This window comes from Microbacterium karelineae, from assembly GCF_009745985.1.
Lineage (GTDB): Bacteria > Actinomycetota > Actinomycetes > Actinomycetales > Microbacteriaceae > Microbacterium > Microbacterium karelineae.
Genome location: NZ_WFIX01000184.1, coordinates 155,106 through 171,932 on the forward strand (window position 1 = coordinate 155,106; position 16,827 = coordinate 171,932).

Consider the following 16,827-nt stretch of genomic DNA (forward strand, 5'->3'; position numbering starts at 1 on the left):
CCCTCGATCGTATTCCTCGCCGCCTGATCGGCGGATTTCGGGTGTTGCATTCAAATCACATCTGTCACACTGGTTATCATGCGTCGCATCAGAATCGCCTACGACTCTGCCCGTCGCGGCCGTGCCGCGTTCGGCATCGCGGTCGTCGTGGCACTGTGCGGCGCCATGATCCCGACCGCGGCCGTGGGGCAGGCGACACCGGATCCGTCGCCGTCGCCCACCGCGACGCCGACGGCGGAGCCGACCGCCACGTCGACGCAGAGCCCGACGCCGGAGCCGACGATCGAGTCGAGCCCGGAGCCCGTCGCAACGCCGTCGCCCGAACCCACCTTCGAGGCGAACCCCCCGACGGTCGCGACGCCCGCACCCACCCCCGAGCCGACAGAGACCCCGGGGATCCCCACACCCGAGAACGGCGACTACATCGGGTCGAACACGGAGGACGAGGCGGATCCGGGGGCGTACTCCGCACACGACGACTCGCTGCGCGCCACGAGCCTGTCGGGCTTCCGCCCCGGGAACCTCATCAGCGATGCCAAGATGTACACCTCGGGCACGATGTCGGCGAAGCAGCTGCAGTACTTCTTCGATCAGAAGGTCAAGAGCTGCCAGTCGGGGTACACGTGCCTGAAGGACTTCCGGATGAACACCATCTCGAAGTCGCCCAACAGCTACTGCTCGAACTCGTATCAGGGCGCGCGGAACGAGTCGGCGGCCCAGATCATCTCGAAGGTCGCGAAGGCGTGCGGTGTCAGCGAGAAGGTCCTCACGGTGATGCTGCAGAAGGAGCAGGGCCTCGTCACCCACACGTGGCCGAGCGACTGGCGATACGACATCGCGATGGGCTACGCCTGCCCCGACGACGCGGCGTGCGACCGCACCTACATGGGCTTCCAGAACCAGATGTACATGGCGGCCTACCAGCTGCAGCGGTACACGAAGGACTCGTACTTCAGCTGGTACCCGGTCGGGAAGTCGTCGCCCGTGCGCTATCACCCGAACGCGAGCTGCGGTTCTGGCAGCGTCTACATCGAGAACAAGGCGACGGCGGCGCTGTACTACTACACGCCGTACCAGCCGAACAAGGCGGCGCTGAACGCCGGATACGGCGTCGGCGACTCCTGCTCGGCGTACGGCAACAGGAACTTCTACAACTACTACACCGACTGGTTCGGCGGCACGCGCGGGACGCCATCCGCGCCCTCGGGGCCGAGCGTCCCCGGCGCGATCGGCGAGAAGTGGCGCTCGCTCGGCGGCGCCGACGGCAAGCTCGGCAAGGCGACCTCCGGGCAGAAATGCGGGATCGCCGACGGCGGCTGCCGACAGTCGTTCGCGAACGGGATCATCGTGTGGTCTCCGGCGACGGGCGCGCACTTCTCGACGGGCTCGATCCTCGCGCAGTGGAAGCGGACATCGATGATGTACGGCAACCACGGCTACCCCACCTCCGATGAGCGCTGCGGTCTCGCAGATGGAGGGTGCTACCAGACCTTCCAGAACGCCGCGATCTTCTGGTCGCCCGACACCGGCGCGCATTCGGTGTGGGGCCAGATCATGACGGGGTGGCGCACCGTGAACAAGGAAGACGGCTCGCTCGGATATCCGACGTCGAACCGGCGCTGCGGCCTGACGAACGGCGGGTGCTACCAGCCATTCGAGGGCGGCGCCGTCTACTGGACGAAGGCATCCGGATCCGCGCCCGTCACGCGCGCCATGCTCAGCGGCTGGAGTGAGATGGGGCGCGAGAACGGCTCTCTCGGCTACCCGGAGCGGAGGATGCGCTGCGGGCTGGCCGACGGCGGGTGCTACCAGGTGTTCCAGGGCGGGGCGACCTACTGGTCGTCATCCTCAGGTGCGCACGGCGTCGCCGATCGCATGATCCGCGGATGGGACATGAAGAACCGCGAGGGCGGGAAGCTCGGCTACCCCGTCTCGAGCACGCGCTGCGGCATCAAGGGCGGCGGCTGCTATCAGCTGTTCGAAGGCGGCAAGGTCTACTGGAAGAAGGGGATCGGGTCGAAGCCGATCTATGGTTCGATCATGAACCGCTACCAGGCCGTCGGCAACGAGCACAGCTGGCTCGGGTACCCGACCTCGCGCGAGACGTGCGGATACGGCGATGGCGGCTGCCGCCAGCAGTTCCAGCACGGATGGATCCACTGGACGCCCGGCAAGGGGACTCGTGTCGGCACCTGACGCGCGGCGCGTCGGGGGAGGCCGGTCGTGAGTTTCGAGGACGTCGTCATCGGCGGCGTGCGGGTCCCTCGATGGACGCCCGACGACCCCGAGGCGCCGTCGAACTTCGGCGACGAGATCGGCCCGCTGCTTGTGCGGGCCCTCGCGGGGGAAGCGCACGCGGAAGGGGAACCGCGGCTGCTGTCCGTGGGCAGCGTGCTGCAGTTCACGGAGCCCGGGGATGTCGTCTGGGGCGCCGGCATCAACGGCAAGGTGCGCCAGCGCCTGCGCCATCCCCTCGACGTGCGCGCAGTCCGAGGCCCGCTCACGCGGGCGGTGCTGCTGGGGTTCGGGATCCCGACTCCCGCGGTGTTCGGTGACCCCGCGCTGCTGCTGCCGCGCCTCCTTCCCGATCTCGTCCCCGACGCGCCCTGCGACCTGATCGTGATGCCGAATCTCAACGAGCTGGGCCGCGTGAGCGGGGAGCACGTGCTCAGTCCCCTCGGGGATCCTCTCGCCATCGCCCGGCGCATCGCGGGCGCGCGGTTCGTCGTCGCGAGCTCGCTGCACGCGCTCGTGCTCGCCGACGCGTTCGGCGTGCCGTCGCGGCCGCTCGTGCCCGCCGCCGAGCACCCGTTCAAGTACCTCGACTACTACGCCGGCACGGGGCGCCCGGACGTCCGATTCGCCTCGTCGGTCGAGGAGGCCCTCGACCTCGGCCCCGTCGGGTCCGCCGAGGTCGACCTCGATCTGCTCGCGAGCGCGTTCCCGGACGATCTCTGGGAAGCGGGAGAGCGCCGCCTCGTCGACCCGACGTCGCGCTCGTACGCGCGCCAGCGCGACGCCTCCTGGCGTGCACGAGACGAGATCGCTCTCGCGATCGGTCGCGACGCGCCGGACAGCGCCGCCCAGGCACTCCTCAGGGCGCAGCAGCTCGTCGCGGAGCAGCCGCCCGCGCTGACGGCGCTGCTCGAGGCATGTTCGGAGGGCGTGCGCGCCACCGGGTCGTACCTCGCATCGGCGACCGTCCGGTATCTCCGTGAGAACGATGCACGCGGCGACATCGATCGTCGCGTCTCACGCGCCCTGCGGCGCGCGATCGCCGAGCGCGGGGCGGGCGACGGATCCGGCGGCGTCGTGTGCCGTGTCGCGGCGACGGGGAAGGTGAGCCTTGCGCGGGCGATCGCGCGCGGCGAGGCAGATTCCGCGGACGGGCTCGCCCACCTCGGCGAGGCGGATCCCCTGCCCCCGGAGGATCCTGCGACGCCCGGCCTGCTCGCACGCGCGCGATCGCGCTGGAGGCGCGGCGCGTGAACTGGATCGAGGCCGCCCCGGCGATCGCCATCGCAGCGATCGTGCTTCTCGCACCCGGCCTGCTCGCCACATGGCCGCTGCGGATGGGCGCTCTGTCCCGCACGGCGGTCTCCGGGCTCGTGAGCGTGTGCGCATACGGCGTCGCGGGCGCCGTCTCGGGAGCCGCGGGCCTCGCGTTCCAGGCGTGGATGGTGCTCGTCCCGGCGTCGGTCGCGGCCGCCATCGCGTGGGGCGTGCGCCGCCTCGTGCCCGCCCTCGCCGTGGGCGTCGAGACGCCGCGCCGCCTCCCGCTCGCCGCGATGTGGATCCTCTCGACAGCGCTCGTGATCGGCGTCGCCTTCTGGCTTGTGCCCGACCCTGACCGCATCTCGCAGACATACGACAACGTCTTCCACCTCTCGGCGACGGCCGCCATCCTCGACGGCTTCTCGGGCTCGCCGCTCACACTGCGTTCGCTCATCGAGACGGAGGGAGGCGGGATCGCGTTCTATCCGGCGGGCTGGCATCTGCTCGCGGCCGCGACGGCACAGCTCTCGGGGGCGTCGGTCGCGGTCTCCTTCACCGCCGTGTGGATCGCCGTCGCGACGCTCGCCTGGCTGCCGGGGCTCGCGTGGCTCGCGCAGGCGATCCTCCCGGGGCGCGCGGCCGAGGTCGCGCTCGTCGCGCTGCCGCTCGGCGCCGCGTTCGGCGCCTTCCCGTACGCGCTCCTCGCCTGGGGCACGATCTACCCGACGTTCCTCGCGCACGCGCTCCTGCCCGCGGCGATCGCGATCACGATCGTCGCGATCCGCGGCGTGCGCGCCGCACGGCCAGCCGGGCGAGCGGGGGCCGCCGTCGCGGGCGCCGCCGGCGTCCTCGCCGCGATCGGGGCGCTCGGCATCGCGCATCCGCGGGTGCTCGCGACGTGGGCGCTCGTCGGCGTGCCGTTCGTCGCCTGGGAGCTGTCCGCTGCGTTCCGGCGCGGGTGGCGCCGCGGCGGCCGGCCACGCCGCAGGGCGGTGGGGTGGCTCGTCGGCGTCGCCGCGGGGATCACCGCGGCCTGCGCCGCGGGATTCGCCTACGCGGTCGTGGGGCTCGGGCTGTTCGACGAGCCGCTCGCCGACCGCCTGTCCGGCCCGCAGGCCGCGGCTGTTCAGACCGTGTGGGACGGCGTGATCCAGGTGCTCGCGCAGATGCCCATGACGGGCGTCGGTGCGGAGACCGCGGCTCCAGCGGTGCTGCTCGCGGCGGCGGTCGTCGTCGGCGCGGGGGTCGCTCTGCGCCGCGCCCGCACGCGGTGGATCGTCGTCGCGTTCGTGATCGTCGGCGCGCTGTTCGCCCTCGCGGCGGGATCCGACGGCGGTTTCGCGAAGCTCGCGACCGGCGTCTGGTACAAGGATCGCTTCCGCCTCGCGGCGGCGATCCCGGTGCTCGCGGCGCCGCTTGCGACGCTCGGGATCCTCGCGATCGCCCGCGCCGCGTCGCGGTCGCGCGCCGGGGCCGCCCGCCTGGCGGCAGGCGCGGCCGTCGTCGTCGCGGCGACCTCCGCGTTCGTCCTCGCCGCGACGGGAACGGCGGGCGCGATCGGATCCGTCTTCGGCCAGCCCGCCGCGCGCGCGACCGACGCGGTCGTGTCGGAGGCGCAGGAGGAGTTCTTCGCCGACGTCGTGCGGCGCGAGGTCCCGGCCGATCAGCGGGTGCTGGGCGACCCGTGGGACGGATCCGCCCTGACGGGCCTGTTCGCGGGTCGCGAGCCGGTCTTCCCGCACGTCAACGGCCAGTGGGATCCGGACCGCCTCGAGCTCGCGTGGAACCTCGAGTGGATCGACAAGGATCCTGCGATCTGCGACGCGCTCGACGCGCTGCGCGTGCGCTACGTCGTGTACGACCCGCACGAGTTCGGCGGGGGAGACCCATCGGGCAACCACTTCCCTGGCCCCCACGACGCCGTTGAGGACGGCCTGTTCACACTCGTCGACACGGACGGAGACTCGGAGCTCTACCGCATCGACCAGTGCGGGCCGCTGTCATAGGATGCCCGGTACCGGGCATCCGCTTCACGATGACGGTTCCATTCCGAATCCGAAAGCGAGTGCGTTGATGACGATGTCACCCGTGATCCCCGCCAGCACGAGAACCTATCGCGGAGAACGTCTTCCGAATCTCATCATCGCGGGCGCACAGAAGGCCGGGACCACCTGGCTGCATCACGTGCTCAAGACGTCCGCGCATCTGCAGAACCCCGATACGAAGGAGCTCAACTTCTTCTATCGGGAGGATTTCGCGGACTGCCTCGACGAGTACGCGGCTCACTTCCCGCAGGAATCAGACGCGGCGTACTTCTACGAGAGCAGCCCGAACTACCTGCAGCCTGTGACGACCGAGCGCGATGTTCCGGGGAACATCGCCCGTACGCTGGACGCTCCCGCCGTCATTCTGCTCTTCCGCGATCCGATCGACCGGTACGAGTCGTGCTACATCCATCACATCGCGGCGGGTCGTATCCCGTACGAGCCCGAGATCACGGAGCTGAGCGATGACTACCTCCTCACCACGCGCGGCCGGTACGCGACCCTCCTTGAGCAGTGGCTCGAGCAGCTTCCGCAGACGCGTTCTCATCTCTACGACGACCTCGACGACAAGCCGGCGCTTGTCCATCGAGTGATGGGTGAGCTCGGCCTCGACAACGACATCGAAGAGGCCGCGCTCGAGATCCAGGTGAACACCGCCGGTCAGAAGCTGAAGCAGAACAACTGGCCGGAGATGCCCCGCCTCGCGAGCGGATTGCGGGAGCGCCTCAGAGATATATACGCTCCCGAGGTGGAGCGACTTCAGCGGATGATCGGCCGGGACCTGTCGCACTGGCTAGCCCGCTGAGAGCGCGCTCGAACGTTCCGCATATACTTCCCGCGTGCGTCTCCCTCCTCCTGGCACCTCCGCCTGATGCTCGCCTTCGTCACGTCACTGCGGCATCCGGACAATGCGGCCGACTATGGCCGGGTCGAGGAGCTGTTGCGCCGCACGCTGCGCTCGATCGCCGCGCAGACGAGCGATGACTACGTCGTGATCGTGGTCGGCAATCGTGCGCCGTCGTTCGCGCTCCCGCCGCGTATGCGGTTCGTGCCCGTGGACTTCCCACCGCAGCCGGAGCCGACGAAGCGCGAGGAGCGCTGGGAGACGGTCGTCGTCGACAAGGGGAGCAAGCTGGGGGTCGGCCTGCTCGCCGCGCGCGAGTACGAGCCGGACCATGTGATGGTGGTCGACGCCGACGACTTCGTGCACCGGGACCTCGTGAGATGGGTCGGTGCGCGGTCTGCGGAATCGGGTGGTTGGCTGATCGCCGACGGGTGGCGCTACTCGAGCGCGCGCGGCGCGGGGGAGCGCATAGACGATCTCTACCGCGTATGCGGCACGTGCTACATCGTCCCCTGGCGCGCCTACGCGGTGCCGGAGCTCCTGCCGACGACGGCGTCGCAGGACGAGGTGATCGCGGCGTTCGGCGAGAGGGCGCGCTTCGTCCTCGGCAAGCATCGCGACGCCGATCTCTGGTTCGCCGAGCACGGATTCCCGCTCGAACCCCTCCCATTCCCCGGATCCGTCTATCACGTCGATACGGGCGAGAATCACTCGGGCAAGCGGATCGACGGCGACGCGCGGATGCTGCCGCGGTCGGTCGCGGCGGAGTTCGGGCTCACACACACCCACCCGTGGATCGTCCGCTGGTGGAGGTGCGAGGGACGCACGCTGCGCGAGCGGATCGCGCGCCGCGCGCGGCGCCTCATGAGCCGAAGTACGTGAGGAGCCAGGGGAACTCGGGTGACGAAACCTCTCTGATCACCGGCGACGAGGACACCGACTCCAAGCGGATGTGATCGATCGACTCGGTGGTCGACGTCGACTAGTGTCGGATTCCTGCGACATCGACTCCCGCTCGTCCATAGGAAGGCGGCCCCATGGCTGGCGACAACGTCCTGAACTCGCTCCTCTCGAGATTTCGGCGTCGGACCTCCGTGCCTCCTGCCCCAGCCGCGCCGGCGGAAGCGCGAGTGCTTCCCAACCTCATCATCGCGGGCACACAGGAGTCGGGCACGACGTGGCTGCACCACACGTTGAAGATGTCGGCGCACTTCCAGCCGCCCGACAACAAGGAGCTCGACTTCTTCCTCGGACGCGACTGCGCCGAGCGGCTGGACGCCTACTCGGCCCACTTCGAGGCGAACGCTGAGGCGCGGTACACGTACGAGAGCAGCCCGAACTACTACCGCCCTGTCATCGAATCCGAGGACGTGCCGTCGCGTATCGCAAGTGTTCTCGGCGAGCCGGAGATCATCGTCCTCTTCCGAGATCCTGTCGAGCGATATGAATCTGCCTTCATCCATCACATGCACGCGGGCCGGTTCCCCTACAGCGAGACGATCGACCAGGTCGAGGACGCGCACCGCATGCTGCAGCTCGGCGAGTACGCGAGGATCACCGAGCGCTGGCTCGAGCGCTTCCCGAACATCCACTTCCACCTCTACGACGACCTTCAAGACAAGCCAGCCCTGATCGATGCCGTCATGAACGAGCTCGGTGTCGAGAACGACATCCCTGTGGATGAGCTCGAGTTCGAGGTGAACTCAGCAGCGATGAAGCAGTCAGGGAGGAAGTGGGAGGCGATGCCCGCGCTGTCGGAGAGCGCGCGATCGCGCCTCATCGAGCACTACGCGCCCGAAGTGGAACGACTGCAGGCGCTCATCGGGCGAGACCTCTCGCACTGGCTCGCACACTGAGACATTCACCCGCGCCTGCCAGGAACGGCGCGCGCCGAATGAAACAATGACGTCATGGACACCGATCTTCTTGTCGTCGGCTCGGGCTTCTTCGGACTCACGATCGCCGAGCGCGCGGCGAACGCGGGCCGCAAGGTCACCGTGATCGACCGCCGCAACCACATCGGCGGCAACGCCTACAGCGAGGCCGAGCCCGAGACGGGCATCGAGGTGCACCGCTACGGCGCCCACCTCTTCCACACCTCGAACGAGACCGTGTGGGAGTACGTCAACCGCTTCACGACGTTCACGAGCTACGTGCACCGCGTGTACACGAACCACAAGAACGTCGTCTACCCGATGCCGGTCACGCTCGGCACGATCAACCAGTTCTTCCAGGCCTCGTACTCGCCCGACGAGGCGCGCGCCCTCGTGAAGGCGCAGGCGGGCGAGTTCGACGTGAAGACGGCCCAGAACTTCGAGGAGAAGGGCATCGCGCTCGTCGGGCGCCCGCTGTTCGAGGCGTTCTTCCGCGACTACACGGCGAAGCAGTGGCAGACGGATCCCAAGAAGCTCTCGGGTGACATCGTCAGCCGCCTCCCCGTCCGCTACACGTACGACAACCGGTACTTCAACGACACCCACGAGGGCCTCCCGACGGACGGTTACACGGCGTGGCTCGAGCGGATGGCCGACCACCCGAACATCACGGTCCGGCTCGATACCGACTTCTTCGACGCGTCGCAGCCGTTCCACAAGGGCGCCGTCGTCGAGCAGATCCCCGTGGTCTACACGGGGCCCGTGGACCGCTACTTCGACTACTCGGAGGGCGCCCTCAGCTGGCGCACGCTCGACTTCGAGCAGGAGGTGCTGCAGGTCGGAGACTTCCAGGGCACGCCCGTCATGAACTACCCGGACGCCGACATCCCGTACACGCGCATCCACGAGTTCAGGCACTTCCACCCGGAGCGGGCCGACCAGTACCCGGCCGACAAGACGGTCATCATGCGCGAGTTCTCGCGCTTCGCGGCGCGCGACGACGAGCCGTACTACCCGGTGAACACATCCGAGGACCGCACGGGCCTGCTCGCCTACCGCGAGCTGCAGAACGACGAGAAGGACGTGCACTTCGGCGGCCGCCTCGGCACGTACCAGTACCTCGACATGCATATGGCCATCGGGTCGGCCCTGTCGATGTGGAACAACAAGCTGGCCTGATCTCTCTGCCATGGCGAACTCCTTGCTGCTCCCAGAACGCGCACGGCTGCTGCACGTCGGTCTGCCGAAGACGGGCACGACCGCGCTGCAGCGTATGGCCGTGCGCCGCCGGGGACAGCTCGCGGACGCCGGGGTTCTGTACCCGCGCACGTTGACGAAGCGCCACGATCACCTTCTCCCGGCAGCGGCGCTGATGGGTCTCAAGCTCGCCACGGCGGACGGTGTGCCGAGCATCGATCATTGGCACGACCTCATGGCGCGCATGGAGAACGACCGCGAGCGCCGGGCCTGGATCTCGCACGAATGGATCAGCGAGAGCGATGACGAGCAGGTCGGTCGTTTCCGTGACGAGTTGGGCGATCGACTCCACGCCGTGATCTCGGTGCGCCACTATGGCACGATCCTCAGGTCGACCTGGCAGGAGTTTCTCAAGTCGACGATGCTGCACGAGTTCGAGGACTGGATCGCGTACATCCTGACGGAGGCGGAGGCGCCGGATCCGCAGACCGCGTGGCAGGTCGAGCATGTGGATCTCCGAGCGCAGCAGGGGACGATCGTCGAGCGGTGGAGTCGGATCCTCGGCGCCGAGAACGTGACGGTCATCGTGGTGGATCCCGACCACCCGGATCAGCTCACCAATGCGTTCGAGGACTTGCTCGGTCTGGAGCGTGGGCTGCTTGCCACACAGGGATCGGGGACGGTCGCCAATCGCAGCATGACCGTCGAGGAGAGCAGTCTCATGCTCGCGCTCAACAGGTCCTACGCGGATCCCGATTCCGCACTGATGAAGCGCCTGGGGCGACTGCCTATCGACATTCCTCGGCAGCTTCTGCGTCGTGAGCCACGCGGTGAGGAACGTCGGCTCACGTTCCCGACCTGGGCGGCCGAGCTGGTCGACGAGCGCAGCCGGCGGCACGCCGACGAGATCGCGGCCACGAGGGTGCGCGTCGTCGGCTCGCTCGACGCACTGCGGGCAGCGTCTCGATCCACTGATGCCGCAGACCACAACCGCGCAGCGCACGTGCCGGTCGATGCGGCCGTCCGCGTGTCGGAGGCGCTCGCCGCGGATGCGGAGGATCGTGTTCGGAACGCACCAGCGGCGGACTCGTCCGGGCCGACGGCCGAGGATATTCGAACGGCTGAGTTGGCTAAGGAAGCGACACGCCGCGTCGCCGCCCGTGCGCGCGACGCACTGCGTCGGGGGCGCTGACGAGGTGATAGATGATGGGGGTCGCGCGACGGCAGCCGTCGCCGAACCGGGCACACCGCGCCGGTACCTGCATTCGCTGTGGCTGCTGTCCGCGCGTGACCTGCGCGTGCGGTACGCGACGAGCTGGCTCGGGTACCTCTGGAGCGTGCTCGATCCGCTCGTGATGAGCGGCATCTACTGGTTCGTCTTCACGCAGATCTTCCACCGCGAGGTGGGGTCGGACCCCTATATCGTGTTCCTCATCGCGGCGCTGCTGCCGTGGGTGTGGTTCAACTCGGCCGTGACCGATTTCACGCGCGCGTTCAACAAGGACGCCAAGCTCGTGCGTTCGACGGCGATCCCGCGATCGATCTGGGTGGGGCGCATCGTGCTGTCGAAGGGCGTCGAGTTCCTCTTCTCGATCCCGGTGCTCGTGCTGTTCGCCGTCTTCGGAGGCGCGGCCATCGGCTGGGGTGTGCTCTGGTTCCCCGTCGCCGTGCTGATGCAGACGATCCTGCTCCTCGGCCTCGGCCTGCTCGTCGCGCCGCTGTGCGTGCTCTACAGCGACCTCGAGCGCACGACACGACTGATCCTGCGCGCCCTGTTCTATGCGACGCCGATCATCTACAGCGTGGCGGACCTTCCGGAGGTGGTCCGCCACCTCGGTGCCTTCAATCCGCTCGCCGGCATCCTCACCCTGTATCGGGCCGCGTTCTTCCCCGAGCTGTGGGACACGTTCACGGTCGTCGTGAGCGCGGTCATGTGCCTCGCCTTCCTCGGCGCGGGCCTGCTCGTCTTCCGCCGCCTCGAGCGCCCCCTGCTGAAGGAGCTGTGATGACCGATCCGGGTGCGCAGAACGCGATCGAGGTCGACGGCCTGGGCGTGCGGTTCCGCCGGAATCGCCGCGGCCGCAGGTCGATCAAGTCGATGTTCGCCGGCGCGTCGCGGCGCACGCCGAAGGGCGAGTTCTGGGCGCTGCGCGACGTATCATTCACGGTCCGTCCGGGGGAGTCGATCGGCGTCGTGGGGCGCAACGGACAGGGCAAGTCGACGCTCCTGAAGCTCGTCGCCGGCGTCCTCCTGCCCGACGAGGGCGAGGTGCGCGTGAACGGCGGCGTCGCGCCGCTCATCGAGATCACGGGTGGCTTCGTCGGCGACCTCACGGTGCGCGAGAACGTGCGCCTGACGGCGGGGCTGCACGGCATGAGCAGGCAGCAGATCGCGGCCCGCTACGACGAGATGATCGAATTCGCGGAGCTCGAGGAGTTCCAGGACACTCCGTACCGGCACCTCTCGAATGGCATGAAGGTGCGCCTCGCGTTCTCGGTCGTGTCGCAGCTCGACGAGCCGATCCTCCTCGTCGACGAGGTGCTCGCCGTCGGCGACAAGGCGTTCCGCGAGAAGTGCTATCGCCGCATCGACGAGATGCTCGAAGGCGGCCGCACCCTGTTCTTCGTGAGCCACCGCGAGGGCGACCTCAAGCGGTTCTGCGACCGCGGCCTCTACATCCGCGACCACCGCCTCGCGATGGACGCGCCGATCGCCGAGGTGCTCGACACCTACAACGCCGACAACTGAGGCGACGCACCCGGGAGTGCCCGGGTACCCCGCATCGCTCGATCGTGCGACAGGATGGGATGGTGACGATCGACGCGCGGGTGGCGCCGCCCCTGCGGCGCCGCCGTACATCGGTGCGGATAGGCGAGATCGACGGGCTCCGCGGCATCGCCCTGACGCTCGTCGTGGTCTTCCATCTGTTCGGGAATGGCCGCGTGTCCGGCGGCGTGGACGTGTTTCTCACCGTCTCCGGCTTCCTGCTGATCCTCTCGCTCGGAAGAGCCGTGGGGGCGGGGCGCCCTCTCGGCATCCTGCAGCGCTGGGCGCGCACCTTTGCTCGGCTCGCGCCACCCGCCGCCCTGGTTCTCGTGGCGGTGACGTTCCTCGCGTTCATGGTGTACTCGCCATGGCTGCGTGCGCAGAATCTCGTCGAAGTCGTCTCGGCCGCCCTCTACGTCGAGAACTGGCAGCTCATCACGTCCCAGCTCTCCTACGGCGCCGCCGGGCCTGCGACCAGCCCACTGCAGCACTTCTGGTCGTTGTCGGTGCAGGCGCAGTTCTTCCTCGTCTTCCCGCTCCTTCCCGCGCTCATCGTCGTCACAGTGCACTCCCGCGGCATGCGCGAACGCGCGTTCTGGGCACTGCTGATGATCGCCACGATGGCGTCGTTCGCATACGCGTGGCGCGAGAACGGCGCGGATCCGCAATCCGCCTACTTCGACAGCTTCGCGCGATTCTGGGAGCTCGGGATCGGCGGGCTCGTCGCTGGCCTCGTTCTCGCGCGGCGCGTGGTCGCCGCCGTCCTGCGGCCTCTCGCGGGGTGGGTGGGGCTCGCGATGGTCGTCGTGAGCGGCTTCGTCTTCGACGGCGGCTCGATGTACCCCGGTCCCGCGGCGCTCCTGCCCGTCGGCGGCGCCGTGCTCGTCATCCTGTCGGCATCGGGCGGCCCTGCATCGCCGACGGCCCTGCTCACGAGCCGCCCCCTGCGCCGGCTCGACGGCATTTCGTACGGTCTGTACCTATGGCACTGGCCACTTCTGATCCTCGTCCTCACGGTGACCGACAGCGATGCGATCAGCTGGTTCGGTGCGGTCATCGTGCTTGCAGCCTCTGTCGGAGCGACGATGCTCACCCGGGTCCTCCTGCGTGCGCCGACAGTGTGGGCGACGCGCGGCCGAGCCATCCGATCGCTCGCAATCGCCCTCATCGCGATCGTCGTCGCGGCGGCACCCGCTGCGGGTGCTCACGCCGCCATCCTTGCGAACTCGTCTGCGCACACCGTGGGCACCTGCGCCGGTGCGCCGTCGCTCGACTCAGATCGGCCGGAGTGCGCCGCGGAAGGAGCAGGCGCATCCCCGATTCCGTCGTTGGACCTGCTCTCGGAAGACACGCCGGACAGGCCGGACTGCTATGCGAGATGGGGCGACGCAGAGGCGAAGGTGTGTGCGCTCGGCCCGACGTCGGGCTTCGACAAGCGACTGCTCGTCGTCGGCGACTCCCATAATCACGCACTGTCCGACGCCTATGCGGAGATCGCAGACTCGCTGGGCTGGCGATTCGATCTCGCGTCGCGCGCCGGGTGCCAGTGGGTATCCAGCGCCGCTCCTGACCGGTCGGGGCCGGAGTCGGTCCAGGTGGAATGCGCCGACTGGCGTTCGGAGATCGATGAGATCGCGGCATCGGGAGACTATGACGCGATCCTGACGACGGCTTCGTCGAATTCATGGTTCCGTCCTGCTCCCGAGGGGATGTCGGTCAAGGAGTTCCATACGGAGTTGATCCTCGAGGCATGGCGCCATCGCGCTTCGGATGACGTGCCGATCCTCGCGATCCGAGATAATCCGATCTTCCCGAGCGAGATGCTCGACTGTCTTCTGGACGGCGACGCGGTCGAGCGCGGCGAATGCTCGATCCCGCGCGATGAAGCGATCCGAGAGTCGGGATTCCCGGAGGCTGTCGCGCTGATGCCGAACGCCCACTTGATCGACCTGATGGACGTCGAATGTGCGCCGGTCCGATGCGACATGGTCGTAGGCGGGGTTATCGTGACGCGGGACGGACAACATCTGACCCGTACATTCGCGCAGACGCTGCGCCCATATCTCGAACGCGAGATCTCGCGGCTCGTCGAATGACAACCATGCGCTCCCAGCCTCGGTGTCGATCACAGGTTGCGAAGCGACGACGCTGTCTGCGCGCGGAAGTCTGGGAACGGGGATCGCCTTCGCCGGGGTACTTCTGCTCGACGAGTGGGAGGTGAGTATGATTGGCGGCGTCGCGCCGCCCGTCGAGATCACGGGCGACCACATCTGCTACCACCGGCTCGCGATGGAGGCGCCGATTGCCGACGTGATCGACGCTCGACATGTCGACAACGGAGGCACGGGGGCTCCCTGCTTTGCAATAGACGAATTGGGATCATCCATCACCGTAGATCGCGATCAGCCCCCGCTGAACCACCAGCACGCCCGCGTCAGCGTGCTTCCCGAGAGCGGTGTTCCAGCCGATGACATTGCCTCCCGTACCGGCACCGCATCCATCATCGGTCACGTCCGGCCGTTCATGAGGTACTCGCCTGCCGTCGGGATCCGCGTCGCTGAGCCTGTGCCTGGGTTGCCGTCGCCGTTGTACCACCAGGTATAGCGATGAGACCCCCAGTGCTCCCCGGTGCGGGCATAGGGAGCCGTGGTCGAGCACTTCGTCGACGCCGTCGCGTCGTTGCTGATCGCGGAACCCTCCCCGCCCCCGTGGTCGTCGGGCAGCAGCGCAGACAGTTGCGACGCAGAGCCGGGATCGGTCGAGAATCGCATGTCCTCGTCGATCGCCGCCGCTACTCCGCCAGTCGAGGAGTGAAGCAGGGATCGCGTGGGCTCAGTCGTGCCGATCTCGCTCAGGGAAGCGAGTGCAATGCGCACTCTGCTCGCCCGTCGCAATCCGCGCGAAGCATTGGGCCTGAACATCATGATCGACTCCGACTCTCCGAGGTATGCGTACGCCGGTCAATCTAGGGCGTTCGGCAGGCCATGGAAAGGCATCGACTGGTGAGTGTCGAAGGAGTAGGCTGAGTCAATTGCCTTCCGGAGAAATCGTTCGGCTCTATCGGGGAGCACGAGTTGGCTCGGCCCGAAGGACTGCACTGATCAGTCAACTGTCGCGGGTTCGATTTCCTCGGAGTGCGGAAACACGAACCGGTCGTAGGTGAAGAATCGGAAGAGGGTCGCGAGCGCCTGCCCGATGAACGTCCCCGCGACGTTGTCGGCGAGGATGCTGTCGAGTCCGAGAACGTACCGCGAGAATCCGAGACATCCGAGTTGCAGGCCCATCGCGACCAGGTTGAACAGCACGAACAGGGCGTAGCGCGACCACTTGTGCGGGATGTGGCGGTCGTTGAACGTCCAGTAGCGGTTGCCTACGTACGTCACGATCGACGCGACGACGATCGCGATGATCTTTGCGGCGATCGGCAACTCGCGCATGGGTCCGTCGCCCGTGACCCAGAACACGAGGGCGTTGTACGTGAGTGCGTCGACGAGGAACGCGACACCGCCGATGACGAGGAAGGCGCCGGCCTGACGGACCTTCTTCACGACGGGATTCTGCGGCATGTGTGGCCCTCCGGGTCCGCGGCATCATGCGTGTTAGCCTGATTTTCGCTCTGACGGCGCGTGCCGACCGGTCGGGGCACAGCCAGTCCATCCTACGCGTCGGAGTGAAATGACCGAGCCCGTCATCGCGGCGATCGTCCCCTGCTACAACGAAGAGGCGGCCGTCGGGCAGGTCGTCTCCGATCTGCGCTCCGCTGTCCCCGACATCGTCGTATACGTCTACGACAACAACAGCACCGATCGCACCGTCGATGTCGCGGCACAGGCGGGGGCGATCGTGCGCCAGGAGCGACTCAAGGGCAAGGGCAATGTCGTGCGGCGTGCGTTCGCCGACGTCGATGCCGACATCTACGTCATGATCGACGGTGACGACACCTACGACGCGGCGGCGCTCCCGGAGATGATCCGCACTCTTCGCGAGGGGCCGTATGACCATGTACTCGGCGTGCGCGATCAGCAGACCGAGACTGCGTACCGTCCAGGTCACGAACTCGGGAACAAAGGCTTCAACTGGTTCGTATCGAGCATCTTCGGCGACAGCGTGACAGACATGCTGAGCGGCTACCGCGTGATGTCGCGTCGATTCGTGAAGAGCTTCCCGGCGGCATCGCGCGAGTTCGAGATCGAGACGGAGCTCACCGTTCACGTCATGAACGTGCGCGCTCCCCAGGCCGAGGTCTCGGTCGGGTTCAAGGATCGCCCCGCGGGAAGCGAGAGCAAGCTGCGCACGTACCACGACGGCTTCCGGATCCTCGGCCTGATCGGACAGCTCGTACGGCACGAGCGTCCCCTGTTCTTCTACGGCATCGTCGGCGCCGTGCTCTTCGTGCTCGGCGTGATCCTGGGGATCCCGCTCGTCGTCGAGTTCGTGCAGACGGGCTTCGTGCCGCGCCTGCCCACGGCGATTCTCGCGACAGGCCTCGGCGTCTCCGCGGCCTTGTCCTGGGCGATCGGGTTCGTGCTCGACGGGGTTCGCCGGGCTCGCAGCGAGGTGAGCAGGCTCACGTACCTGCAGTATTCGCCGGTGCGTTAACGGCGG

The 16,827-nt window shown here is 67.9% G+C and carries 14 protein-coding genes; 13 read left to right on the forward strand and 1 reads right to left on the reverse strand.

Annotated features, from left to right (window positions below; genetic code table 11):
* Positions 1 to 78 precede the first annotated feature (78 nt).
* The 12 genes from GB932_RS12050 to GB932_RS12100 all read left to right on the forward strand — a co-directional run bounded on the left by GB932_RS12050 (position 79) and on the right by GB932_RS12100 (position 14,826).
* Positions 79 to 2,196 (forward strand): hypothetical protein, encoded by a 2,118-nt coding sequence (locus GB932_RS12050; protein ID WP_156760944.1) that lies wholly within the window; start codon positions 79 to 81, stop codon positions 2,194 to 2,196.
* A gap of 27 nt (positions 2,197 to 2,223) precedes the next feature.
* A complete protein-coding gene (locus GB932_RS12055; RefSeq protein ID WP_156760945.1) occupies positions 2,224 to 3,489 on the forward strand; it encodes a polysaccharide pyruvyl transferase family protein in 1,266 nt (421 codons plus the stop codon).
* On the forward strand, positions 3,486 to 5,501 hold the full coding sequence (locus GB932_RS12060; protein ID WP_156760946.1) for a DUF6541 family protein: 2,016 nt from the start codon (positions 3,486 to 3,488) through the stop codon (positions 5,499 to 5,501). The genes GB932_RS12055 and GB932_RS12060 overlap by 4 nt, the downstream gene beginning before the upstream one ends.
* Positions 5,502 to 5,583: 82 nt before the next feature.
* Complete coding sequence (locus GB932_RS12065; protein WP_197517457.1) at positions 5,584 to 6,345, forward strand: sulfotransferase domain-containing protein; 762 nt, start codon at positions 5,584 to 5,586, stop codon at positions 6,343 to 6,345.
* A 66-nt stretch (positions 6,346 to 6,411) separates the two neighbouring features.
* Positions 6,412 to 7,266: a glycosyltransferase family protein gene (locus tag GB932_RS12070; protein WP_156760948.1), complete on the forward strand. Its 855-nt coding sequence runs from the start codon at positions 6,412 to 6,414 to the stop codon at positions 7,264 to 7,266.
* 248 nt (positions 7,267 to 7,514) lie between these two features.
* Positions 7,515 to 8,240: a sulfotransferase family protein gene (locus GB932_RS12075; RefSeq protein WP_197517458.1), complete on the forward strand. Its 726-nt coding sequence runs from the start codon at positions 7,515 to 7,517 to the stop codon at positions 8,238 to 8,240.
* Between the two features lie 54 nt (positions 8,241 to 8,294).
* Positions 8,295 to 9,437 (forward strand): UDP-galactopyranose mutase, encoded by a 1,143-nt coding sequence (glf, locus tag GB932_RS12080; RefSeq protein ID WP_156760950.1) that lies wholly within the window; start codon positions 8,295 to 8,297, stop codon positions 9,435 to 9,437.
* Positions 9,438 to 9,459: 22 nt separating this feature from the next.
* Positions 9,460 to 10,647, forward strand: a complete 1,188-nt coding sequence (locus tag GB932_RS19465) for a hypothetical protein (protein WP_231916156.1) — start codon at positions 9,460 to 9,462, stop codon at positions 10,645 to 10,647.
* A gap of 4 nt (positions 10,648 to 10,651) precedes the next feature.
* Positions 10,652 to 11,461 carry an ABC transporter permease gene (locus GB932_RS12085; protein ID WP_231916157.1) on the forward strand — a complete coding sequence of 270 codons (810 nt, stop codon included), beginning with the start codon at positions 10,652 to 10,654 and terminating at the stop codon, positions 11,459 to 11,461.
* The gene (locus GB932_RS12090; protein WP_156760952.1) at positions 11,461 to 12,204 is read left to right on the forward strand and encodes an ABC transporter ATP-binding protein; all 744 of its coding nucleotides are present in this window, start codon (positions 11,461 to 11,463) and stop codon (positions 12,202 to 12,204) included. Before GB932_RS12085 ends, GB932_RS12090 begins: the two co-directional genes overlap by 1 nt.
* A gap of 59 nt (positions 12,205 to 12,263) precedes the next feature.
* Positions 12,264 to 14,318 (forward strand): acyltransferase family protein, encoded by a 2,055-nt coding sequence (locus tag GB932_RS12095; RefSeq protein WP_156760953.1) that lies wholly within the window; start codon positions 12,264 to 12,266, stop codon positions 14,316 to 14,318.
* 22 nt (positions 14,319 to 14,340) lie between these two features.
* Complete coding sequence (locus tag GB932_RS12100; RefSeq protein WP_156760954.1) at positions 14,341 to 14,826, forward strand: hypothetical protein; 486 nt, start codon at positions 14,341 to 14,343, stop codon at positions 14,824 to 14,826.
* A gap of 497 nt (positions 14,827 to 15,323) precedes the next feature.
* Here GB932_RS12100 and GB932_RS12105 read toward each other — a convergent pair whose 3' ends face one another.
* The gene (locus GB932_RS12105; RefSeq protein ID WP_156760955.1) at positions 15,324 to 15,788 is read right to left on the reverse strand and encodes a GtrA family protein; all 465 of its coding nucleotides are present in this window, start codon (positions 15,786 to 15,788) and stop codon (positions 15,324 to 15,326) included.
* A 109-nt stretch (positions 15,789 to 15,897) separates the two neighbouring features.
* Here GB932_RS12105 and GB932_RS12110 point away from each other — a divergent pair, with 109 nt between their 5' ends.
* Positions 15,898 to 16,821 carry a glycosyltransferase gene (locus tag GB932_RS12110; RefSeq protein WP_156760956.1) on the forward strand — a complete coding sequence of 308 codons (924 nt, stop codon included), beginning with the start codon at positions 15,898 to 15,900 and terminating at the stop codon, positions 16,819 to 16,821.
* Positions 16,822 to 16,827: the final 6 nt, after the last annotated feature.

Coding starts and splice junctions, on each gene's coding strand:
- GB932_RS12110 (WP_156760956.1), top strand. CDS start 15,898: ATGACCGAGCCCGTCATCGCGGCGATCGTCCCCTGCTACAACGAAGAG.
- GB932_RS12095 (WP_156760953.1), top strand. CDS start 12,264: ATGGTGACGATCGACGCGCGGGTGGCGCCGCCCCTGCGGCGCCGCCGT.
- GB932_RS12090 (WP_156760952.1), top strand. CDS start 11,461: ATGACCGATCCGGGTGCGCAGAACGCGATCGAGGTCGACGGCCTGGGC.
- GB932_RS12070 (WP_156760948.1), top strand. CDS start 6,412: ATGCTCGCCTTCGTCACGTCACTGCGGCATCCGGACAATGCGGCCGAC.
- GB932_RS12105 (WP_156760955.1), bottom strand. CDS start 15,788: ATGCCGCAGAATCCCGTCGTGAAGAAGGTCCGTCAGGCCGGCGCCTTC.
- GB932_RS12050 (WP_156760944.1), top strand. CDS start 79: ATGCGTCGCATCAGAATCGCCTACGACTCTGCCCGTCGCGGCCGTGCC.
- glf (WP_156760950.1), top strand. CDS start 8,295: ATGGACACCGATCTTCTTGTCGTCGGCTCGGGCTTCTTCGGACTCACG.